The organism is Actinobaculum suis, from assembly GCF_900618115.1.
GTDB classification, from domain to species: Bacteria; Actinomycetota; Actinomycetes; order Actinomycetales; family Actinomycetaceae; genus Actinobaculum; species Actinobaculum suis.
This window is the reverse complement of sequence record NZ_UYIO01000001.1, coordinates 1,110,775-1,132,895: the sequence shown is the minus strand read 5'-3', so window position 1 is coordinate 1,132,895 and position 22,121 is coordinate 1,110,775. Positions and strand designations below refer to the sequence as shown.

Genomic DNA, 22,121 nt, shown 5'->3' with positions numbered 1-22,121 from the left:
GGTTTTATATCAACGAATCGGATTGTGTACCGTCACGAGCTTCGTGCCATCCGGGAATGTGCACTCCACCTGGACGTCCGGAATCATTTCCGGTACACCTTCCATAACGTCATCGCGCGTCAAAATATTGACGCCTTCACTCATCAGCTGCGCCACGGTCTTACCATCCCGGGCACCTTCAATGATTGCCGCTGTAATAATTGCTACGGCTTCCGGATGATTCAGCTTGACGCCGCGGTCCTTACGGCGTTGCGCGAGATCCGCGGCCACAACAATCATTAGCTTTTCTTGCTCACGCTGCGTTAGATGCATGCGAACTCCTTAGTTTTACTTCGGTACGGACGTAAATGAGGGCGCCGATTCCATAGTTTTCACTTGTCTCGCCGCCCTCATACGTTTGCTCGAATTTTTACTTTTCCTGCGTGGGAAAATGCCAAGTTATTAGGACTGCATCAGGTAGGTCCACCGTATCACAGTTGCCTACCCAAGCATCCTAGGAAACCTTTTATTTAGCTTCCGGCACCAACCGCTTGTGGATCTTCGCTCGTAGGCTGGGAACTACCCCCTGATGAGCCTGCGGCAGTGCCACCCGCTTGCCCATCGCCTTCCTTCTTGGCTCTACGACTCTTTGGTTTCAGGAAGTCCAGTAATCCGTTCTGATACATCACTGAACCCAGAATCATCACCACGCCGAGCCACTGCAGCGGCGAAGGAATTTCCCCGAAGAGGGGCCATGCCAAGATCAGCGAGGTTACCGGCGAAAGCAACAGGATACCAGCGGAGAGAACCGGCTCCAGCCACACCGAACCGTACTGCACCATCGTCCACGCCAAAGCCTGGCCGAGCACAATCAAGCAGATCAGGTGGAACCAATTGGTGCCAGTGAGCGGGTCACCAAGCGTGGTTTCCGGATTCACCATCGGCAACTGGCCATCAATCAGCACGCCGTACTTGAAGTCGAAGCCACCGCGCGGGGAACCCGTGTATGCCCAAATAGTCGGGGCCACCATCTGCGCCACCATGGTCCAGAACATCGGCTGGATGTAAAGGTCCTTACGCGGCGCGGATACCGAGGCCTTCCGCGAGAAGTAAAGGTAGAAGGAGTAGCAAATACCGGAGGTGAGTCCCAGGGCCGTACCAAGTACAGAAGTCTTGATGCCGTAAATGGTTTCCGGTCCAGTTGCCTCAGCAGGTTCGAAGACGCCGCCCGTGAAGAGCACGCCAACCACCATGATCGGCACCAAAACGATGAAGTACCCAGGAATACGGTACTTATCGAAAATAGCCGTGAGGATTGGCACTACAATAACCTGCAAGTTCAGCAGAATAGCGGCAACGCCTGCGCCAATGTAGAAGATGGAGTAGTTCCAGCAGGTAAAGTCAACACCTAGGAACAGGCCCGCCACGATAGACATAATGACGCCTGCCTTTGGCAGTGCCATCTTCGTCTTCGCTTCCCGAATCGCGAACGGGAGCAACATCAGCATCGCAATCGACACTCGCAGGAATGCCTGCGTTGCTGGATCCATATTCGTGGCCTTAACCCACAGCGGAGTTCCAGAAAGAAATGCCGTACCCAAAAGGAGGACCAGCGTAGCCTGCAAGCGTGATACAGGCTTTACTGGCCGCTTTCCATCGGCGCGAGCAACACCGTCGTTTAAGCTCGATTTTGTAACCATGAGAAGGAGGCTAACAGCTTCCCGGAACTTAGACAAACGTTCTTTTACAGCGTTTTCATGCATTAATTGAGCAGGTTTCAACCAGTTCGCAATATTTTCAAAATTTCGCCCGTCGAAAAAGTACATTTTTACCAGTAAAAATGCAGACCTTTTCCCAGCGCCTCGCAGAATTCACTAAACGCCCCTCCGCCCGGCCCGATAAGTGAAACTACAACTACCGCCATTTCCTAACCAATTGCGCGCGCTTCGCAATCATTCTGTTACATTCCCCACAGCGGCGATTTTACAAGGAAAGCGGGCGGTTCAAAAAGTTCACAAAAGCAGTAGAGGGCTAAACCATTCCAGCTTTCACTAACCGCCTCAGTTTTCCGCTTACTAAAAGTCCTAGCGCCGTAAAGTTGGCATCTTGACTGATTCAAAATTCGCGCAGGCGTGAATTTTTCACTGGTACTGCCGTGCCAAAATTTCGCATACAGGCACTTTTTTATCAAATTTCTAACACTCGGTTAGTTAATTTGCGACCCGGTGGACGGGGATACTGACATTCGTACCAAAATGGCCCCACCCTTCCATCCGGACAGGAATAATTTTCGGGATAAAAGTCCCGATTCAAGCCGCGGAATTGAGAATTGTCAGGTTACAACCCGCGCATGTTTTACCAAATATGTGACCAACCCGAAAGGGTGCGCCTCCACCATGTGGAACTAAGTTCCGCACTATCATCCGACTCTACTACTTATTTGCTTCACTGGCAAAGATTTTTCTGACAGACTCGGCATATTTTCTCGGAAAATAGATTGCAGTAACTCCGAAATGCTTCTCAGCTATTTTCGGTTTTTCTGGACGGCCGGTATTTTTGCGCTCGCAGAAAAAGAAGTCAGCAGGCGGCTTTCGCCTGCTGACTTCCGAAAATATGCAATGAGTTGCGTTATTTTTTCTACTGGCTGTTTGCTGGTCTGTTTACTGGCCGCCGAACAGCATTCCGTAGATCTGGGGTGTATCACCAAGGGCAAGGCCACCATCCACAACGATTTCGGTACCGGTAATGTAGGAAGCGCCGTCCGAGGCAGCAAAAGCCACTACCTTCGCCACTTCTTCCGGCTTGCCATGCCGATTCAAGCTTGCCAACGCCAGTGGTTCTTCGGCGTCGACGCCCGTCATGGGCGTGGCAATCGAACCGGGATGCACGGAAAGCACGCGAATTCCGGAAAGTCCCAGATCCATCGCCGCAGATTTCGTTAGGCCGCGCACCGCAAACTTCGAGGCCGAGTATGCTGCCGTAGAAACCTGCCCCACTAAGCCGGCTGCCGAGGACATATTAATGATGACGCCCGCGCCCTGTTCCTTCATAACTGGCACAACTTGCTAACGACCTTCGCACCTTGCTTGACGAATTCCTTTGCGCTCTCTGCGCCCATGCCGCTGGCACCACCGGTAATAATCGCAACCTTTTCGGCAAGAATTCCCGTCATGTATTGCTCCTTCGCTAACAGTGAGTTGCCACTTGTGTGGCATACGAGAACTATACGTAACCGCGCAATTTACCGGGGCAAACTAACTGCGCAAACTATCGTGCTAGCTACGGACTACCGCGCTAACTACAGGGCAGCGTAACGCGCGTATTTTGCACGGCTGGTGTTATTTTTCTTCTCTGACTTTGAGGAAACCCTTGAGGTCGTGATCGCGCTTGGCTGCGCGGGCCTCCGGATCATCTCCGTATGCCTTTTCGATAGCAGTGAAAATATCTTCCATATTGTCTAGGTCAGGCTGGAGAGCCTTGAGGGTTTCGTCCCAAGAATAAGCGATATTTCCGAAGAGCCCACGCACACCTTGTTTGCCTCCTCCGAGCTGGTTGGCTTCGAATGGCCCCACGGTGGCGTACCGCAATCCCAGAGAATTGCGGACAATGCGGTCGGCTTCCTCGACGTCTACAACACCTTCTTGTACCAGACCGATAAGTTCCCACAAAACAACTTTCTGGATGCGGTTGCCCACGAACCCGGGAATCTCTTTCTTCAGCTGCGATGGATCGAAACCAATCTCGGTGTAAACCTCGCGGGCCCGGTCGAGGGTTTGCTGTGAGGTGCTCGGCGCAGGAACGATTTCCAGCACTGGCATTATCGACGGCGGGGTGAACGGGTGGCCGATGAGAATACGATCGGCAGCAGGATTGCCCTCAGCTATTTTCGAAGGCAGGAGGGCACTACTCGACGAGGCGAGTGGCACTCCTTCGCCAGTAGCTGCAGCTAGGTCGGCAAACAATTGACGCTTGATATCGATTCTTTCCGGCCCCGCTTCCTGCACGAAGTCCACTCCTTCGGCGGCCTTCTTCAGATCGGTGGAAAACGTTACCTTCGTCCCAAACTTATCGCCGAAAGTTTTCGCAACCTGATCTTCTACTTCGGGCACGACGTCGGTGATGTGAACGTTCCAGCCAGCCTCGACAAAACGTTGCGCGAACGACATGCCGATCAGACCAGCTCCTACAAGCAATGCTGTATTCATGGCAACGAGAGTACTCCTCTCTTTGCTCCGAGGGGTAATCGCTTAATGATCGGAAGTTAAGGGGCGGGCCCCATCCAGCAGATGCCCACGATTTGCTCCAGCTGTGGAACGCGCCCCACCGGTCGAAGGCGATCTCGCGAATATCAAACCGGGCACCAAGATCCTCAATTAACTTCTCGATATAGCCAATGCGCCACGTTGCCCTCAGTGGTCTACAGGAAGCCTGTTGCTGCCACAAGTCATAAGGCACGTGCTCACGGGCGGCGCGGAGTTTCAGGTTGTCTTGCGGTATCCAAAACCACGGCACAATCACGTACGGCTCGTCACCAGTCTCGGGCGGAAACGAGAACGAACGCCGTGTCATCCGTCGTCGAAGCGAGGTCAAGACCGCCTTAACAAACCAGCCCTACAAATCAGACAGGTCAACGAGTGCGTTGTTAACGTTCCAGACGTGCATGGGCATCCACCGCGCGAATTGATTGATCCACTGGTTCAAACGCAGCTGGCAGAATGTGTTTTTCTCAACCGGATTCTGCTTGCCTGCTCACACACTACCCCGACTTTCTCAATGGGTTAGAAACCGTGGGATATATAAATGTGTTGGTGGGTGCTGTACGTGCATAAGCACATACAACACCCACCAAGAACCTGAACTGCACAAACTAAGGCGTTAATCTTCCTTAGATAGTTCTATGGTCATTTCTTTCGTCTCTTGTAGAGCAGTTCGCAGTTCTCCTGTGCTCATTCCACGCTCCCAACTCTTGGTAGCAACCTGGGTAAAAATCTCGAGAGCCAAAGCTACAATCACGATAACGGTGAGCGCGGTACTCAATTGGAAAAATATCCCGGCTACTAACAAGTAGGAAATAAGAGTGAGGATCACATCGGTGAATGGAACCGCCCAACCACCTGGGATTGGATGCCTGAACTTTCTACTGCGGTACTGGCTATGAACTGTGCACAGAAACTCTTTAAGGACAACCGAGATGGCAATTGCGATAAAGATAAGCGCATACGATGGTTCTTCTACAAAGAAATATGCGGCAATATCACTAACGATGAGCACCCCAATACCAACGATCGAACCCGTGATCATGTGTCCAGTAAACTGATCCGCAAAAGGGGACGGCTTCCAATCCGGATCTTCCGTCAATCTAGCTGAAGCAAGCACTGATCACTCCGTCAACACCCAGGAGCATTTCCAGAACTTAGCGCCTTCTTCGCCAATGTCTGCAGCTGCCCAGCCGTACCTGATCGCACGCCAAATCCCCTTTTCGCCGCCGTAGAGTTTTCGTGCCGGTGACCCACCAATGCACATGCCGTGGAGCGCCTCTGAAAGCCGTTGTTCGTAGTTTGGTGTCGTCCGCGGGTCAGCGTGCTTGAGTTCCTCCGGCAGGTTTTCAAGCGCCGTAAGAATACGTGTCAGCTCAGCGTCACTCATATTTGGCGATGCACTCACCCTGCTTGTTGCTGTGCTCCCAATCGAAGATCCGTCCAAAGACGATGCATAAGCTACATTACAGAACCCTAAAGTTAGCGCCATAACGGTTGTGCCCGCCACAATCCCATGCCACGTCTTCTTTGACATAACTCCTCTAATATCAGAGTTTTGACTGTACTGGTTAATGATATAAGTCACGTCTACTTATTATCAATAGGTAATCGCGGAATCAGAGCGGATGATGGCATGTTGCAGCAACTAGCAGCATTCGTGGGTAACCGTCCGCCACCTGTCACCGTCATACGCGGTTTTCTTGGAGTGGCAGGGCATGCATAATGTCTGCAGATTGTTCTCTGCGTAGGTGGCGCCATGTTCGAGCAGGATGATGCGGTTGACCTCGGCCGCTGGAGCGATCCGTCCTGCTTGCTGGTGGGCCGGGCTAGTTTTTAGGACCGGTCGGTTTGAGTGCCTTCCTGGGTTTGGTGCCATTGGTTGGCGTACTCAGTCGGTGGGATAAATCCTAGGCTCGAATGCGGATGATGCGTATTGTAACGCTCTGACCACAGTCGCAGGCAGTGCGACGCGTGGGCAGGGTCGTCGAACATCTCGTCTTCTAGCAGCTCGTCACGTAGCCGGTTGTGGAAGGACTCCACAAACCCGTTATGCCAGGGCATTCCCGGTGGGATGAACGCTTCGATAGTGTCTTGCTTGGCTGCCCATTGAGTCAGCTCATGGCTGATGAACTCCGGGCCGTTATCCATACGCAACACCCGAGGTCTACCACCACGCACAGCGGCTAAATTCTCCAGCAGGTCAATCACCGCAGTAGCGGTAATTGACCGAGCGACCTCGAAACCAACATGCTCACGGGTGAACTCGTCGATCACGTTGCAGATCTTGAAGGTTTTGCCTTGGTAGTCACTATCAAACTGGAAGTCCAGCGCCCACACTTGCCCCGGACACGCCGCTGGCTGCGTGCGGGGTGTTGGCACGGGCAAGCAGCGTCGCTTAGCAGCTTTGCGAGGAAAGACCCGCAGACCCTCCTGGCGCCACAGGCGGCGCACCACATCACGGCCACAGGTAAAGCCGGCCTGTCGGGCTTTCACCCAAGCGCGGCGATAGCCCCAGCGTCGGTACTCACCAGCGAAGGTGACCAGCCAACTGCGCAGAGCGGCGTACTTATCCGCGCTTGGCTCCTGGTGGCGTTTGCGGGCGTTGTAGTACGCCGCTCTGGAAACCCCGACGACCCGGCAGGCAAAGCGCACCGAATAACCCACAGATAGAGCGTAATCGATGGCTTCATACCTGCGTGCCGGGGTCAGAATTTTCCCTCCGCAAGCTCCTTCAGCAGCGCCTTTTCCAACTCGGCTTCCCCGAGTAAGCGCTTGAGCTTGGTGTTTTCTTCCTGCAGCTCTTTAAAGCGGCGGGCTTCGCTGCGGGACATGTTGCCGTACTGCCTGACCCAGCGATGGTAGGTTGCCTCGCTGACGCCAAGTTCACGGCAGACTTCGGCCACAGTACTACCCGAGGCCTTCAAGGCCCGGGCTTTCTCGAGCTTGGCCACAATCTGCTCAGGGGTGTGCTTCGAGAATTTCTTCATGATTACCAGTCTTCCTGCCCAACAGGGGCTGTCACGGAAGACACGCTCAAATCACATGGTCTATTTAATCCAGCCCAGGCCACTGGCAGTGAGCACACACTGGGTGGGCGGCGATGTATCGTTTGCGGGTCTTGCGCCACGCATGGTCGTAACGCTTGTTAATCTCCAGGTCGTGCCTTGATCGCTAGACCTGCGTTAACACCCCACCGTCCCTGATTGAGAGATTGTTTAACGGTTGTAGATCGTGCTTCTTCGACCGATTGAGAAGACTTCAATCGTGATGATTCCTTCGTGGATGAGTGCAAGAATTCGATACGAGCCAACGCGGTAACGCCGCTCGCCCGAGCGATTAGCGGTCACCCCTTTGCCGAAGGCACGCGGATCAGCGCATCCCATTGCTTCGCCGCGAGGCGCAGATCATTGAAACTTCCCGGCGCATTGTTACCCGAACAGGAATTGTCGAGGCGGTACGCGCAGCTATGTGGTGGATCACCAACGTCGACAGGGACGTTCAAGACGAAGAACGTCTACTGCTGCACTATCTCACCGTGTCTGCCGAGCAGAGCGCAGGCAACAGCGAGGAATACCAGTGCTACATAGAGCTATTCAAGAACCAGATCGAAATAGATGAAGACGATCTGTGGGCGCGAATCAGTGGAATCTCCGAAGATGGCGCTCCAAACCCCTACCGAGCTGCAATCCACGCAGCTGCAGTCGAAGGCAAGATCAGCAAGCAGAGACTAGAACTCCTCGAACTTCTTGCTGGCCGTCTAGGGCTCAAACACGACGAAACACTGATCAATGAAATCGAGCGCATGTTCTATTTAATCCAGCCCAGGCCATTACCCCATACCCTCCTGCGTCACTATGCCAAAGAGAGGAAAAGCTTCTCCAACTTTTGTGCGTCCAGCTCGGCGGTTTCGTCGTCGGAGGTCATGCACTCGCGTAGGCCGGTGGCGATCACCGCGAAAGCCGCGCGGTCAATCGCCTTGCCGACCGCTGAGAGTTGGGTGACCACCTCGTCGCACTCACGCCCGTCCTCGATCATCTTGATGACTCCGCCAATTTGGCCCTGCGCCCGCTTGAGCCGCTTGAGCACGCCATCGAGTTCATCTGCGTTGACCTGCATGATTACTTCCCGAAAATCCGCGCGAAGAACCCGGAACTACCGCTTTTGTTTTCATGCCCGTCGCACCACTGGCTCGCGGGCACCGTAGCCTTGACCTCATTCACGTGCTGGCCGCACCCGGCCCACGTCGTCTTGCCACACGTCTTGCACTTTGCTGGTCTGCACATCGTTCCTTGAATCCTTGTTCCTTGAATCCTTTTGTTCGTTGCAGCGCACTCGCGCGCTACGAGATCGTCGCCGCTAACTTTACATACCCCTGGGGGTACTTGCAAGATACCCCTATGGGTATGTATCTTGATGGCATGAAGATGAACAACTCTGCACAAGCGGATCAGAAGAAATACGTCATCGTCGGCGGAGTGGCCGGCGGAATGTCTGCGGCAACTCGCCTGCGGCGGCTAGACGAAAACGCCTCAATCACCGTGGTTGAACGAAGCGGATACGTATCCTTCGCCAACTGCGGCCTGCCCTACTATGTTGGCGGCGTGATCGAAGAACGTGACGCCCTCCTCCTGCAAACCCCGGAGGCCCTCAAAGCGCGATTCAACATTGACGTGCTGGTACACACCGAAGTCACGCGCATCACCCCAGATGCGAAAACCGTTCAGATTCGTCGCGTTGGCGAGGACTCCCCCGCGCCGTCCGGCACTACCGAGCTCGCCTATGACTCCCTCATCCTTTCCCCCGGTGCCAAACCCGTGATCCCGTCAATTCCGGGCATCGAGCGCGCCCTACCATTACGCAACATCGAGGACACGGACGCGCTCATGGCCGGCGCACAAACCGCGACAACCGCCGTCGTGATCGGAGGTGGTTTCATCGGCGTTGAGGTCACCGAAAATCTCGCCCACCGCGGGCTGAAGGTTGTACTTGTCGAAGGAACCAACCAAGTCATGGCACCTCTCGATCCCGAAATGGTTGTTCCCGTGCACGACCACATCCGCGAACACGGCGTAGACCTCCACCTCGGCTCGCACGTGGTGGCTATCGGCGAGGACGATGTCGAACTCGCCGACGGCACTAAGATCCAGGCTGATCTTGTGGTGGCGGCGATTGGCGTGCGCCCAGATACGACTCTGGCCGAACGAGCCGGGCTGGCACTCGGCGAAACTGGCGGAATCGCCGTCGACGCTACAATGCGAACCTCCGATCCCAATATCTACGCCATTGGCGACGCGGCCGAAAAAACGGACGCGATCTCCGGCGATGCCAGCCTCGTCGCACTCGCCAACACCGCAAACCGGCAAGGGCGCATGGTCGCCGACGTAATCGCCGGACGCGAGGCCGCTGACCGTCCTGTTCTAGGCACGTCCATCGTGCAAGTATTCGATCTTCATGTGGCAAGCACCGGATGGAATGAAAAGCGGCTGCGCGCTGCCGGACGCGCCTATCGTGCGATTCACTCCCATCCGTCGTCGCACGCCGGCTACTATCCTGGCGCGGCGTCAATGAACCTCAAGCTCCTCGTCGATCCCGAAACCGATCTCATCTTGGGTGCACAAGGCGTTGGTGAAGGTGGTATCGACAAACGCATTGACGTCATCGCCACTGCCATCGCCGGCGGAATCACAGCCTCCGAACTTACCGACCTTGAGCTCGCCTACGCGCCACCATTTGGATCGGCCAAGGACCCCATCAATATGCTCGGTTACATCAACCGCAACCTGCACGAAGGGCTCACCGAGTCTGTTCAGTGGCATGAGGTTGCTGGCCTCATGGAGGCTGGCGCGCACCTGATCGACGTTCGCGGACCTGGGGAGTTCGCAACTGGCGCGATACCAGGCGCGATCAACCTCCCACTCGACGAGATTCGTGACCGGATCAACGAACTACCCGACGGCGACCTCATCGTCTCCTGCCAAGTCGGCCTACGCGGGTATCTCGCCTCCAGAATTCTCCGCCAACATGGACGCAAGGCCAAGAACCTTTCAGGTGGATACCGCACATGGAAGGCGGGTATGGATTCGGCGGCTTCCAAGCCTGCCTAAGTAGCCGATAACCTCTATTTTCACGCGGCTTTTGGGAAATTTGAACCGTTCGGTAGGGCGCGCCTAGGCACGCCCAAACATTGAGTTCTCACTTTCGACGCTTCCCTGCGTCGCCTTGCAATAGGGCTTCTCTGCGTCGCCTTGCAACAGGTTTGTCCGTAGCTATCGCTACTCTTCTTCATAAACGAAGGCAGAGCTCTCCCCGTTGTCGCGGACGAAGGTGATCTTCAGCTCGCCAGGCTTGGCAAAGCGCAAAAGGTGGCGTGCGACAATCTCCTCAAACTGGCCTATGTGTTCTGCTGGCCCGTTGAGTACCAACACGAGCTGACCTTCGTCAGCGGACATGTCACATCGTACGCTGTCACTGGTATCCGCAATGGGGAAAACTGCGGTTCCCGTAGCCGAATCTTTATTCCAGCTTGCCTCAATCTTATGACTGAAATGGCTGGCCAACTGTTTGCCATAACGCATCGGGCGGTCGGAGGTCACATGTGCAGTTGAAGTCATAACACCGTCCATAGGCTGCAACATAGCTAAGACTAACCAATTTTTCTAGTGTTATCTTCTCGGGCTAGCAGCACTTATCACGATGGGCACCATGTTAGGTGCTTTTACAGCAATTATTGCGCTCATCGCACCAGGGGTAGCCCGCCAATCTCAAGCGCTCTACTGAAATCCCGGACGGCACCAGTCGTTCGGGATTTTAATTTTGCACAGCGGAATCGAACCTGTGAGGGCTTGCGGCGTATTGGCAAAACAAAAGGACGCTCACTTTGTATCAAAATGAGCGTCCTAATGGTGGAGCTAAGGGGATTCGAACCCCTGACCTCTTCCATGCCATGGAAGCGCGCTACCAACTGCGCCATAGCCCCGAGCGACTTGATAAAGAATAGTAGAGATTCTGGCCAACTGCAAATCGAAAGCCGCTCTTTTCCCTGAGATTCCCATCACGCCTGGGGAACTGCAGTTTTTGTCATGTTTCCGGAATATCTTTAGTCACGTTGCCGGAACATCTTTAGCCATGTTTCCGGAATCGCGTTCACCGCCTAGCCGGAATCACTCTCGCCGCTCTATTCCCGATAGTTACGTACCGGGTCTGCAATATCGCTAAGGTAGCGATTGTGGGCCACTACGCGCCACTTTTGCTCGCGGTCTGCCTGGTAGCGCAAAAGCGTCCAGTGGCAGTTATCGAGCCCGGCGATTCCACCCCACATGCCGCTCAGACCCAGGAGTTCAGCCACGCCCGCGGTAATAGCAGCGCCGTGTGCGGTCACTAGTAGTGTGCCGCCGTTCATCTGCTCCGCATATTCGTACACGGCTTCAGCCACACGCTTGCCCAAGGCCGTTTTATCTTCGATCTGCATGCCTTCCGGCTGTCCGCCGCGGCGCCAGATTTCCGATTCTGCCGGATAATTGGCCTGGATTTCTTCCCGCGTGAGCCCTTCCCATAGGCCGTAGTGCCGCTCCTCGAAACGCTTATCCGTTTCTACCCGCATGTCCAGCAGTTTGGCAGCCTGTTGCGCCGTCACCAATGCGCGCTGCAAGGGCGAGGCAAGAATGCGTGCCGGCTTGTAGGAAGCTACGTGGGGCGCCACAAGCCGGGCTTGCCCCAGCCCGGTAGCGTTTAGTGGGATATCCGAAGAGCCTTGGATACGCCCTTCGAAGTTGTAGTCGGTTTGCCCATGCCGCCAGAAAATGACGGAATCAACTGCCACTGTTCGTTCCTCCAGTTGTTGTAGTGTTTTTATCGTAGTAATTTCGGTTGCGCCGGTTTTATCGTAGTAATTTCGGTTGCGCTGATTTCTGTTGTAATCGTTTCTGCCGTAGTAATTTCGGTTGTAGTCGTTTCTGTTGCGCTGGTCTGCTAGCCATGGCTTTCAAAAAGCGGTTTTCAAAAATATGTGGTGGCCTCCGGTTGCCGGAAAGCACCGAATGCCACCACGAAGTCAAATGGGCGCGCTTTGTGTGCGCCGCGGCCGGGCCGCTCTATACGGTATCGGGTTCGGAAAGGCTCGCCCGTGGCGCAGCTGTATCCGTTTCTTCACCGAGCCCAAGTTCTTCGTTAGTAAGCCCAAGAGCAATTTTCGGGGCACCCGCCCATAGTTTCGGGAGCGCGTATTCTTCATACTCTTCCTCGCCTTGCACATGCACGACGAGCTCACCGTAATCGAGAAGCACCCACCCGGCATCATACCCCAAGCCTTCGCGGCGTAAACGCTTAGCGCCCATATCTACCAGCGCATTTTCCACCGTTCGCACAATAGCGTTAATCTGTGGCTCGGAACTCCCCGTCACAATAAGAAATACATCCGAAATAATGAGCCGGTCCGAAACATCAATAGCTTCGATCGTAGTTGCTTTTACTTCGGCCGCTGCTGCGGCACCAGCCCGAGCTAGTTCGATCGCACGTTCGGATGCTGTCACAAAATCTCCTTTATATAAGTTACTAGGTGCTGTGCGGTCTCCATCTCTGCCGGAGCTACCGGTTCACCCATTGCCCAGCGTCTGACCCATATGGTACCGATGAGCACACCAATCACGACTCCAATAACCACCAAAATCGCCATGGTCACTGCCCAATAGCCGGAACGACGCTGTGGTTCTTCTGTTTCCGCAGCTTCCGGTTCCCCTTCCAGCTCCGGTTCGAGAGTAGCTACGTTTGCTTCCACTGCCGGTTCCGCGCGCGTTTCCGGTGCCGTTGGGAACTCCGGTTCGTCCGAAAGCCGCGTATCCGCCATGGTGATATTGCGTAGCTGTTCTTGCAAGCTGGGCCTATCCGCGGCCTCGCGCGCGGTATCCGTGCCGCTTCGCCAGGTTTCCCCACCGTCAAAACCGCGATACACTCCCCCGTATTGGGCAGGTGAAGTTGCGGTTTCCGGCCCGCTTTCGCCTACGTCAGTATCGTCTTCAAAACGGTCGAAAACGGAAACCCGACCGTGCGGGTGCGAAGGATCCGTGGTGGCCGGAGTGGCCGGATGCGCAGTTCGCCCGTTTTCGGGTACCGACGCCGCCGCCCCCAAGTTTTCCGGTGCCGACGCCGCCGCCCCCAAGTTTTCCGCAGCTGCAGCAGCTCCACCCCAGCTTTCTGGTACTGCAGCCGTACCGCCCCGATTTTGCGGCGCTGCCGCGGCTTTTCCAATCCCGTACTCTGGCGCCGCCGGCGCAGCTGGGCTAGGCGAGCTCGCCGGTAACCAGTCCTGGGCTTTCCAGGTTTGGGTTTCCGCGGCTAGCGTGCGCGCGGGATAATCCGCACGGCCCAAATCGTAATCATCGTAATCGTTTGCCCGATAAGCGCCCGGTCCGCTTGGATACCCAGCCGTTTCTTGCACCTGCCTCGCGGCAGGGGAAGCCGCGCCTGCAGATGGCGTGACCGGCGAGGGCATCGCGGAGGAAACCGTGCCCGCGGAAGGCGCTGCCGGCGAGGGCGCCGCGGGGGAAGCACTACCCGCAGAAGGCGCCGCCGGGGAAGGCGCGGCCGTGGGCGTTAGGCCCCCACTCGTTTCCGCCCGCTCAGCTTCCAAAATTTCCTTGCGGGAAGGGCGGCGGAGCGCAATTTCTTGCGTCTGCGAAAGCTTTTCGACCGGCGAGGTGGCTTCGTGCGGGATTGCATCCAATAAGCCCCGCTCACGCATTTGCTTGCGGGTTAGCCTGGCACCTTCGCTCATTGGTTCTCCTTTTTTGCCTGCTACCTAGACCGACACTTACTACTGCGATCCAGCTTACCTTTAGTTATCCACCGAGGCCGGGGCTTGCGTCGGCGATTCGCCACGCCGGTATAAATGATATTTCCGGATATGTTGCACCACGGCGTCGGGCACCAAGTACCAAATCGGGGCGTCGCGCGCCACCCGCTCCCGCACATCGGTAGAAGAAATTGCCATTGCCGGCACCTCCACTACTTCGAAATGCTTATCGCGTAATACTTCTTCCGAAATCTTGTGACCCGGGCGTGTAACCCCGATGAATTTCGCCAAATTCCACAGCTCTTCCGGTTCTTTCCACCGTAGAATCTCCGGCAAAATATCGGCACCGGTAATAAAGAACAGTTCCGCATCCGGATAGATCTGATGCAAATCGCGCAGCGTATCCACCGTGTAGGTAATACCCCCACGCTCAATATCCGCCCGCGAAACAGTAAAACGAGTATTGGAAGAAGTAGCAATCACGGCCATCAAATAGCGGTGTTCGGCCAAGGTTACGTGCCGGTCTTGTTTAAAGGCCGGGTTGCCCGTGGGAACAAACACTACTTCATCGAGGTTATAGCGGTACTGCACCTCCGAAGCGGCCACCAAATGCCCGTGATGAATCGGGTCAAAAGTGCCGCCCATAATACCGATCCGGCGCCGCCTGCCGGTGCGTACGGCGTCGAAAGGGATCTGAATATTTTCTTCTTTATCGCTCACTGTTATTTCTCCGGATGGGTGCTACCTCACCTGCCCATTTCCTTCCACGATCCAGGTGGTGGTGGTGAGTTCCTCCAGACCCATAGGCCCGCGGGCATGTAGCTTTTGCGTTGATATTCCGATCTCCGCGCCCAACCCCAATTCGCCACCATCGGTGAACCGGGTGGAAGCATTGATCATCAGAGCCGCCGAATCAACCCTTTCTTCGAAGTAGTTGATTGCGGCAATATCTTCAGAAACTATAGCCTCCGTATGCCCGGTTGAGAACGTTGAAATATGTTCAACCGCAGTGTTGATATCCGGGACCACGCGAATCGCTACCTCCAGATCGAGGTATTCGGTAGCCCAATCCTCCTCAGTAGCGGGAACAATGCGCACGGGAGCGGCCGGCGCGCCGGTTTCTTGCGCTTCCGCTACCGCTTCCGGCACCCCCGCTACCGCTTCCGGCGCTCCCGCTACCGTTTCCGGCGCATCCGCATCCGTTTCTGCGGCCTTGTTGGCACCCGCATCTGCGCGCGCATTTGCCGCGTTCATGTACTCGGCAATCGCCACGGTTGCGGGATCTGCGTGTATACGCACTCCCCCAGCCACCAACCCGGAGAGCAGTCCGGGCAAAAACTCTTCCGCAATATCTTGGTGCACGAGAATCGTTTCTGCCGCATTGCAAACCGAAGGTCTGGAGAGCTTAGCGTTCAGGGCAATGCGCAGGCCTTTGGCGAGGTCTGCACGGCGGTCAATATAAACGTGGCAGTTGCCAGTTCCGGTTTCGATCACGGGTACCAAAGATTCGCGCACCACGGTTTGAATCAGCCCGGCTCCCCCGCGTGGAATAACCAGGTCTACCAAGCCGCGCAGTTTCATCAGTTCGACGCCGCCTTGCCTTCCGTAGGCGTCGATGGTCTGGATCGATTCTGGTGCGTAGCCGCTAGCTTGCGCGGCGGTTTGCATAAGCTCAACCAGTTTCCGGTTACTTTCGAAGGCATCACTGCCACCGCGCAAAATTACCGCACTACCAGCTTTTAGAGCGAGAACTGCGGCGTCTACGGTAACGTTTGGTCGCGCTTCGTAGATCATGCCAATCACGCCCATAGGCACTCTAGTTTGGCGTACCTTCAACCCGTTGGGCAGGGTTTTGCCGCGCACGATTTCACCTACCGGATCCGGTAAGGCCGCCACTGCGCGCACTCCGGCGGCAATGCTCGCAATCCGCTGTTCATCCAGACGTAGACGGTCAATAATCCAGGCAGGCCGGCCCGCTTCCTCGGCCCGCGAAATGTCTTTTTTATTAGCTGCGATAATCGCGGGGGTTTCCGTTTCCAAATTGGTGGCGATCGTTTCAAGCATGGCGTTCTTCTGCTCACCGCTCGCCCGCCGAAGCCCGCGTGCTGCTTCGCGCGCTTGCTTCGCAATTTGTACGACTCCGGCCGTGATGTCCTTCTCTTGCATGTGGGATATCATAAGCTAATTCGGGAGCGGGCTGCAGTTAGCGCGCACAAAGCACGCTACTTGCCTGTGTTACCCCAGTTTTTTCGAAGGCGTTGGGGCTGGGAATATAACCTCACCGGATACCGTTCTCCCAACATAATCGAAAACTGCATGACGGCCAACAATATGGCCATATTGGCAACAAGAAAGGTGCACTATGGCAACCGTTGAAATCACCGCCGATAACTTCAATGAAACCGTAAAGGAAGGCATTACCTTCCTCGATTTTTGGGCTTCGTGGTGCGGCCCGTGCCGCCAGTTCGGGCCGATCTACGAACGCGTTTCGGAGGCGCACCCGGATATCACCTTCGGCAAGGTAGATACGGAAGCTAACCAGGATTTGGCAGAAGCCTTTGGGATTCAGGCCATTCCTACCATTATGGCTTTCCGGGACGGCATTCGGGTGTTTTCGCAGGCCGGAGCACTACCGCAAAACGCGCTGGAAAGCTTGGTCAAGGAAGTACGCGAACTCGATATGGAAGAAATTCGCCAGCGGATTGCCAAGCAGGAAGAAAACAACGGCACTAGCGGCGAATAACTCCCGGCAATACTCACCGTAAATTAACAAAACAGTACAGCACAGTACAGTAGTGGGGCTCTAACGGCATTGCGTTAGAGCCCCACTACTATTTTGCTTTTATACCTATTTATATGTGGCGGCCTGTTTATATGTGGCAGCCGCCCCCGCTTCAAAAGCGGTCACTTTTGCCACCTGCTACAACGGGCCCGCCGCGCGCTGCTAGGAGCCACCGGGCGCTATTCTTCGCCCACTACCCGGCCGTTAAGGAGCGGGATCACGCCGCGAATAATTGAGGCGAAGTCGGTTACCGCGGAGGCTGGTATGTAGATAACGCCATCGCAGGCTCCCATACCAATCCACTGTTCGGTAGCGTCGGCGACGTCGTAAACGGTGCCTACTACGGAAGCGATCTCGCCGAACCGGCAGCCCTCGTTCATTTCGTGCAGGAGGTGCACCCGTTCCCGCGCGCAGGGCCGAGTCCCCGAAATCACGATTCCCATCTCCAGGAGCACGGGGATTTCGCGACCTTCCGCCCGCGCCATAGAGCGCAAGGCATAACGGGCTTCGCGCGCATCGTGCGGAGACTGCGCCCGCAAACGGATCGCGGTAGCAATAGAGCACAATTTCTTGATATCTAGTTTTTGTACATCGCTGGCGAACACGCGCGGCATAATTTCATATCCGCGGGCAACCATGCCTCGCAAGGCAACAACCAATGCCGGCAGATCTGTTTGCGGCGTCACCGCAATTTCCAGCATCGATTCGCCGCTATTGTGCGGATTTAGCTGGGCCAGTGTGGCAATCGCACGAGGGTTGGCGGGCACTTCAAAAGCCATGCCGCGTATCCCTGCTTGGCCAAGCATCGCCACGGTACGAGCTGCATCCATTCCGGATTCATCAGCGTCAGAGCGCATGAGGAAGGATGTGCTCAGGGTTGCAAAATCCAAACCTCCCCGATGAGAAGCCTGTACGTAGCTCCCTACCTGGCGCATATCAGCGTGAATCGCAGGCAATTCCGCACGGCGCCGTGCCCCGAGCAGAGACAGGTCAAAACCCAAATAGGCGTCACGGTTCACCTGGGTGCCGCTATTGAGATCACTCGGACTTTGGAGCTGTATAGTCATGTGGCTTCACGTTCACTTCCGGCTAAAAGGAATACCTTGAGAGCTGTGCATTGTTTTCACACAGACGGCGAAGGCTTGGATGGTGCCCACGCTGTGAGACGCTCTTCCGTTCCGCACCGAAAGCGGGTTCACTACTTATGGCAGGATCCGCTCGATGTGATGACCATAAAACTAATGGTCGCCTGTCCACTTGGCAAGACGCACATGTCCAAAAGTGCGAGGCTTCACCTTTTCAATTTTGCATATTATTCGCATTTCAGCTAGTTTGGGTGAGTTTTTCCTTAAAGTTTCGGTAAAAACTCGCGCTTTCGCTTTATGCTTCATGCGCATATTTGTTATATATCTTGCGCATTTTACGCACTGTGCCCACGGCGTATTTTTGGTGCATTCATCTGGGGTTTTGGTTATATCCAGAAGCTAGAGTTTTCGCCCCTACCCGCGGTTCGGTTTTCCCTGCGCCTGCGGTTCGGTTTTCCCTGCGCCTGCGGTTCGGTTTTCCCTGCGCCTGCGGTTCGGTTTTCGTTGCGCCCGCGGTTCGGTCTTCCCTGCGCCTGCGGTTCGATTCTCTCTAATATCTGCCGTTCGTTTCTATCTGGTCTATCCGAGTGCAATATCGTTTGCGTGAATTACGGGGCGGGTGCCGCGGGCGGCGTCGGTATCGATTGCTTCGGCAAGGGCTTCAGCGCTCCATCCGCTCAGCCCGCGCGCAAAGGTTTTACCATCCGGCCCGGCAACTTCGATCAGGTCTCCACGGGCAAATCTGCCGGCTATTCCCATCACGCCCACGGCTAGTAGCGAAGCCCGGTTTTTCTGCAAGGCGGCTTTCGCCCCCGCGTCCACGACGACGCGCCCCCGCGCTTCCGCCACGTGGGCAAGCCACAAACTTCGCGCTGATTCCCGCTCCCCGGTGGGCGCGAACCAGGTACCGGCAGGTTCGCCAGCCAGCACTTCTTTCACTTTCGAGGCGGCCGTCAAGAGGACGCCTACGCCGCCCGAAACTGCAAGTTCGGCGGCGGCTACTTTCGAACGCATCCCGCCCGTTCCCACTGCGCTGCCGCGGTCTGTTACCAGTAAACCGGCCAAATCTTCCGGCCCGGAAACAGTTTCGATCAAATATGCGCCCGGTTCTTTGGGCGGCGCTGAATACAGGCCATCCACATCGGTGAGGAGTACCAGCACATCGGCGCTGATGAGATGTGAAGTGAGGGCCGCGATCCGATCATTATCGCCGAAGCGCAATTCCTCGGTAACAACGGCGTCGTTCTCGTTAACCACGGGAATCACACCGATTGCCAGCAGGGCATTTAGAGCGTCCTGCACATTGGAATAATGGTTGCGATCAATAACGTCGGTTACCGTAAGTAACACTTGCCCGATGGTGATCCCGTACCGATCGAAAGCATTTTCGTACGCGGCCATGAGGCGTGATTGCCCGATCATGGCCGCTGCTTGTTTATCTCGAATGGTTTTGGGCCGAGAAACGGGAAGCGAGTGGGCGCCGGCGGCAACCGCGCCGGAAGAAACGAGCACAATTTGGCAGCCTTCCCGGTGCCGGGAAGCGAGCGCTTCTACCAGAGAGTGCAAAGCTTGCAGGTTGAGCGAGCCGTCCGGCAAGGTCAGCGAGGAAGAACCGATTTTTACTACGATCCGCCGCGCTTGAGTAATCGCTTCCTGCCGCCCGCAAATCGACGTCGCCTGCGGTGCCGTTTGCGACTCGTTTTCCGGTACCCGCTGCGAGAGCGCTTGCGGCTGCGTGTGCAGCGCCGGTTGCGCCTGTGTGTGCAGCGCCGGTTGCGCCTGCGCCCCTGATCCCCTCTGTGACTGCGATTCTGCTTGGGGTTTTGCTACCGCGCCGGACTTTCCCGTTTCCTGGTTTGCCATTTATTTTACTTCTCCCTCGGGTCCGTCCAGATTCCGAGATCGCGTTCCTCGCGCAGCTCTTGCCGGGCCGCTTCTTTTGCGTCCATCCGGTCATGGAAGGCACGTTTGCGTTCGCGGCGCGTGGCCCGCTGGCGTTCTTCTAGCCGCTGGTCGGTGCCGCGCGGGCCGAGTAGTTCGGCGCCGGTCGCCATGGTTGGCTCCCAATCGAAAATGAAGCCGGAATCGGCCGGGCCAATAACTACCGGTTCGCCGGGCAGAGCACCCACGCGTGCCAGTTCGTCTTCGATGCCCAAACTAGTGAGGCGATCAGAAAGGTAGCCTACGGCCTCATCATTACCGAAATCGGTTTGCGAAATCCACCGTTCGGGTTTCTGGCCGCGCACCACCCAGTAGTCCGCGCCGCCGCGGTGGACCTTACTGATTGTGAAATCTTGTACGCTTTCTTCCAGGTGCGGGCGCAAGACGGGCCGGGATTCTTCCACTTCCGGCGCGGTGCGGCGTGCTTCTTCCACGAGTTCCCCCAAACCGTAGGTGAGGGCGTTCAAACCGGTGTGGGCCACGGTCGAAATTTCGTACACGGGGTAGCCCAGTTTTTCGATATCGGGCCGCACAAATTCGGCCAGCTCATGTGCTTCTGGCACATCAATCTTGTTGAGGATAACCACGCGCGGGCGTTCCATTAACGGCACTTGCCCTTCCAGTACCGGCACGTCTTCCGCAAAAGCCGCAAGTTCCGTTTCGATTTGCTGCAGGTCACTTACCGGATCGCGGCCCGGTTCCAGGGTTGCGCAGTCGATAACGTGCGCGATCACGGAGCAACGTTCGATATGCCGCAAAAATTCAAGGCCGAGCCCGCGCCCTTCCGAAGCTCCCGGGATCAGCCCGGGCACATCCGCAATCGTGTACCGCATTTCGCCGGCGGTAACGACGCCGAGGTTCGGGATCAGGGTGGTGAAAGGATAATCGGCAATCTTGGGCCGAGCCGCGGAAACTACCGCGATAAGGGAAGATTTGCCAGCACTCGGATAGCCCACCAGGGCCACATCGGCAATGGATTTTAGTTCCAGCACCACATCTTTGGTTTCGCCTTCTTCCCCGAGCAGGGCGAAACCGGGCGCGCGGCGCCGCGGGGAGGCCAGTGCGGCATTGCCCAGCCCGCCGACCCCGCCTTTAGCAGCCGTGTACTGCTCTCCCGGCGTGGAAAGATCGGCGAGCACTTCGCCTTCCGGGGTGCGAATCACCGTGCCGGCCGGCACTTTGAGAATCAGATCTTCCCCATTTTTGCCGCGCTGCAAATCTCCCGCGCCCGGTTCACCATTTTGGGCGCGTTGATGCGGAGCGTGGTGATAGTCAATCAGGGTGGCCTCATTGGTATCGGCTTCGAAGATAATAGACCCGCCGTGGCCGCCATTAGCGCCGTCGGGGCCGCCTAGCGGCTTGTATTTTTCCCGCCGCACAGAAGCGCACCCGTTCCCGCCCTTCCCCGCAGTGAGGTGGAGCGTGACCTTATCAACGAATGAAGCCACAGTGTTTCCCTTCCAGCTTGGTTTTCTTTGCGCCGCGCATTCAGTTTTCTTTACGCGTTGCGCGCGAGGTTCTCCCCGGGTGTTTTCTTAGCGCCGTGCACCCTGTTATTGTTTGCGCGCATGCACCCCGAGTACGCATCCGCAGTGATTAGCCGTTATATACGCTACGAGGGGTGGAAGGCTATGCCCTCCACCCCTCGATTAGCAAAAGTATTTATGCCTGTGCCGCAATCACATTGATGGTCTTGCGGATCCGGCCGCGGCGGAATTCTACCGTACCGGGCAACAGGGCGTACAGCGTGTCATCACGGCCGCGCCCCACGTTCGTACCCGGGTGGTACTTGGTACCACGCTGCCGTACGAGAATTTCGCCGGCCTTCACAGTCTGACCACCGAAGCGCTTGACCCCGAGCCGCTTAGCATTTGAATCGCGACCGTTGGTCGAAGAACTTGCACCCTTCTTATGAGCCATCTTCTACACCTCTTCTTTATTATCGAAGAGACCGCGAACTAAGCGATCTCCGTCACCTTGACGCGAGTGAGCTTCTGACGATGACCCATGCGCTTGCGGTAACCAGTCTTATTCTTATACTTCACGATCGAGATCTTCGGACCCTTCTCGTCACGGACGATCTCGGCCTTGACCTTGACGTTAATGCCATCGGCAGCCGTGGTGATCTTTTCACCGTCAACGAGCATAATGGGCTCGAGCTCAATCGTATCTCCGACTTCGCCATCAACTCTGTTCATAACGACGACGGAGCCGACAGACACCTTCTCCTGACGGCCGCCGGCCTTAACGATCGCGTACACCACGTTCTGCTCCTGAAATCCTATTTC

24 protein-coding genes, 1 tRNA gene and 1 pseudogene are annotated in these 22,121 nt (G+C 56.1%); 2 read left to right on the top strand and 24 right to left on the bottom strand.

The window, feature by feature from the left end:
• Window positions 1-9: 9 nt before the first annotated feature.
• From H8274_RS04695 to H8274_RS04655, 12 genes and pseudogenes are all read right to left on the bottom strand, one after another.
• The gene (locus tag H8274_RS04695) at window positions 10-312 is read right to left on the bottom strand and encodes an urease subunit gamma (RefSeq protein WP_049619381.1); all 303 of its coding nucleotides are present in this window, start codon (window positions 310-312) and stop codon (window positions 10-12) included.
• Window positions 313-509: 197 nt separating this feature from the next.
• The gene (locus H8274_RS04690) at window positions 510-1,580 is read right to left on the bottom strand and encodes a DMT family transporter (RefSeq protein ID WP_218122561.1); all 1,071 of its coding nucleotides are present in this window, start codon (window positions 1,578-1,580) and stop codon (window positions 510-512) included.
• Between the two features lie 1,059 nt (window positions 1,581-2,639).
• Window positions 2,640-3,029 carry an SDR family NAD(P)-dependent oxidoreductase gene (locus H8274_RS04685; RefSeq protein ID WP_053093599.1) on the bottom strand — a complete coding sequence of 130 codons (390 nt, stop codon included), beginning with the start codon at window positions 3,027-3,029 and terminating at the stop codon, window positions 2,640-2,642.
• Window positions 3,026-3,151: an SDR family NAD(P)-dependent oxidoreductase gene (locus H8274_RS09565; protein ID WP_197077798.1), complete on the bottom strand. Its 126-nt coding sequence runs from the start codon at window positions 3,149-3,151 to the stop codon at window positions 3,026-3,028. Before H8274_RS09565 ends, H8274_RS04685 begins: the two co-directional genes overlap by 4 nt.
• A gap of 166 nt (window positions 3,152-3,317) precedes the next feature.
• Window positions 3,318-4,184: a 3-hydroxyacyl-CoA dehydrogenase NAD-binding domain-containing protein gene (locus H8274_RS04680; RefSeq protein ID WP_049619380.1), complete on the bottom strand. Its 867-nt coding sequence runs from the start codon at window positions 4,182-4,184 to the stop codon at window positions 3,318-3,320.
• A gap of 109 nt (window positions 4,185-4,293) precedes the next feature.
• Window positions 4,294-4,757 (bottom strand): annotated as a pseudogene (locus tag H8274_RS09925) (terminase TerL endonuclease subunit); the annotation flags it as partial.
• A gap of 97 nt (window positions 4,758-4,854) precedes the next feature.
• Window positions 4,855-5,280 carry a hypothetical protein gene (locus H8274_RS04675; RefSeq protein ID WP_049619378.1) on the bottom strand — a complete coding sequence of 142 codons (426 nt, stop codon included), beginning with the start codon at window positions 5,278-5,280 and terminating at the stop codon, window positions 4,855-4,857.
• A 78-nt stretch (window positions 5,281-5,358) separates the two neighbouring features.
• On the bottom strand, window positions 5,359-5,772 hold the full coding sequence (locus H8274_RS04670) for a hypothetical protein (protein WP_141670175.1): 414 nt from the start codon (window positions 5,770-5,772) through the stop codon (window positions 5,359-5,361).
• Window positions 5,773-5,883: 111 nt separating this feature from the next.
• Window positions 5,884-6,114, bottom strand: coding sequence for an HNH endonuclease (locus H8274_RS04665; RefSeq protein ID WP_185933973.1), 231 nt, complete (start codon window positions 6,112-6,114; stop codon window positions 5,884-5,886).
• A protein-coding gene (locus H8274_RS04660) for an IS3 family transposase (protein WP_420807973.1) occupies window positions 6,072-7,228 on the bottom strand; the annotation gives its coding sequence in 2 pieces (ribosomal slippage) (window positions 6,072-6,949 and window positions 6,949-7,228; 1,158 coding nt in all). Before H8274_RS04660 ends, H8274_RS04665 begins: the two co-directional genes overlap by 43 nt.
• A 225-nt stretch (window positions 7,229-7,453) precedes the next feature.
• Complete coding sequence (locus H8274_RS09920; RefSeq protein WP_338067693.1) at window positions 7,454-7,621, bottom strand: type II toxin-antitoxin system RelE family toxin; 168 nt, start codon at window positions 7,619-7,621, stop codon at window positions 7,454-7,456.
• A gap of 469 nt (window positions 7,622-8,090) precedes the next feature.
• Complete coding sequence (locus H8274_RS04655) at window positions 8,091-8,354, bottom strand: metal-sensitive transcriptional regulator (protein WP_049619376.1); 264 nt, start codon at window positions 8,352-8,354, stop codon at window positions 8,091-8,093.
• Between the two features lie 281 nt (window positions 8,355-8,635).
• Between H8274_RS04655 and H8274_RS04650 the strand changes: the two genes are divergently transcribed.
• The gene (locus H8274_RS04650; RefSeq protein WP_244924528.1) at window positions 8,636-10,342 is read left to right on the top strand and encodes an FAD-dependent oxidoreductase; all 1,707 of its coding nucleotides are present in this window, start codon (window positions 8,636-8,638) and stop codon (window positions 10,340-10,342) included.
• Window positions 10,343-10,510: 168 nt separating this feature from the next.
• Here the strand turns inward: H8274_RS04650 and H8274_RS04645 are convergent, their stop codons facing one another.
• The 7 genes from H8274_RS04645 to H8274_RS04615 form a co-directional block, all read right to left on the bottom strand.
• Window positions 10,511-10,849, bottom strand: a complete 339-nt coding sequence (locus H8274_RS04645; RefSeq protein ID WP_049619427.1) for a DUF2218 domain-containing protein — start codon at window positions 10,847-10,849, stop codon at window positions 10,511-10,513.
• Between the two features lie 289 nt (window positions 10,850-11,138).
• A tRNA-Ala gene (locus H8274_RS04640) sits at window positions 11,139-11,214 on the bottom strand.
• A gap of 198 nt (window positions 11,215-11,412) precedes the next feature.
• The gene (locus H8274_RS04635; RefSeq protein WP_049619375.1) at window positions 11,413-12,057 is read right to left on the bottom strand and encodes a histidine phosphatase family protein; all 645 of its coding nucleotides are present in this window, start codon (window positions 12,055-12,057) and stop codon (window positions 11,413-11,415) included.
• A gap of 271 nt (window positions 12,058-12,328) precedes the next feature.
• Window positions 12,329-12,766: a ribosome silencing factor gene (gene rsfS / locus H8274_RS04630; protein WP_049619374.1), complete on the bottom strand. Its 438-nt coding sequence runs from the start codon at window positions 12,764-12,766 to the stop codon at window positions 12,329-12,331.
• Window positions 12,763-14,007, bottom strand: a complete 1,245-nt coding sequence (locus H8274_RS04625; RefSeq protein WP_185933972.1) for a hypothetical protein — start codon at window positions 14,005-14,007, stop codon at window positions 12,763-12,765. Before H8274_RS04625 ends, rsfS begins: the two co-directional genes overlap by 4 nt.
• Window positions 14,008-14,067: 60 nt before the next feature.
• Window positions 14,068-14,745: a nicotinate-nucleotide adenylyltransferase gene (gene nadD, locus H8274_RS04620; protein WP_276330074.1), complete on the bottom strand. Its 678-nt coding sequence runs from the start codon at window positions 14,743-14,745 to the stop codon at window positions 14,068-14,070.
• 21 nt (window positions 14,746-14,766) lie between these two features.
• Complete coding sequence (locus H8274_RS04615; RefSeq protein ID WP_185933971.1) at window positions 14,767-16,191, bottom strand: glutamate-5-semialdehyde dehydrogenase; 1,425 nt, start codon at window positions 16,189-16,191, stop codon at window positions 14,767-14,769.
• A gap of 196 nt (window positions 16,192-16,387) precedes the next feature.
• Here H8274_RS04615 and trxA point away from each other — a divergent pair, with 196 nt between their 5' ends.
• Window positions 16,388-16,768: a thioredoxin gene (gene trxA / locus H8274_RS04610; protein WP_049619371.1), complete on the top strand. Its 381-nt coding sequence runs from the start codon at window positions 16,388-16,390 to the stop codon at window positions 16,766-16,768.
• A 218-nt stretch (window positions 16,769-16,986) separates the two neighbouring features.
• On the opposite strand, the gene H8274_RS04605 is transcribed toward trxA, so the two are convergent.
• The 5 genes from H8274_RS04605 to rplU form a co-directional block, all read right to left on the bottom strand.
• On the bottom strand, window positions 16,987-17,874 hold the full coding sequence (locus tag H8274_RS04605; protein WP_049619370.1) for a hypothetical protein: 888 nt from the start codon (window positions 17,872-17,874) through the stop codon (window positions 16,987-16,989).
• 597 nt (window positions 17,875-18,471) lie between these two features.
• Window positions 18,472-19,755, bottom strand: a complete 1,284-nt coding sequence (gene proB, locus H8274_RS04600) for a glutamate 5-kinase (RefSeq protein ID WP_244924527.1) — start codon at window positions 19,753-19,755, stop codon at window positions 18,472-18,474.
• Window positions 19,756-19,760: 5 nt separating this feature from the next.
• Window positions 19,761-21,281 (bottom strand): GTPase ObgE, encoded by a 1,521-nt coding sequence (gene obgE, locus H8274_RS04595; protein WP_185933970.1) that lies wholly within the window; start codon window positions 21,279-21,281, stop codon window positions 19,761-19,763.
• 214 nt (window positions 21,282-21,495) lie between these two features.
• On the bottom strand, window positions 21,496-21,753 hold the full coding sequence (gene rpmA, locus H8274_RS04590; protein ID WP_049619368.1) for a 50S ribosomal protein L27: 258 nt from the start codon (window positions 21,751-21,753) through the stop codon (window positions 21,496-21,498).
• A gap of 38 nt (window positions 21,754-21,791) precedes the next feature.
• Entirely contained in the window at window positions 21,792-22,097 is a 306-nt protein-coding gene (gene rplU / locus H8274_RS04585) for a 50S ribosomal protein L21 (RefSeq protein WP_049619367.1), read from the bottom strand.
• Between the last annotated feature and the right edge of the window lie 24 nt (window positions 22,098-22,121).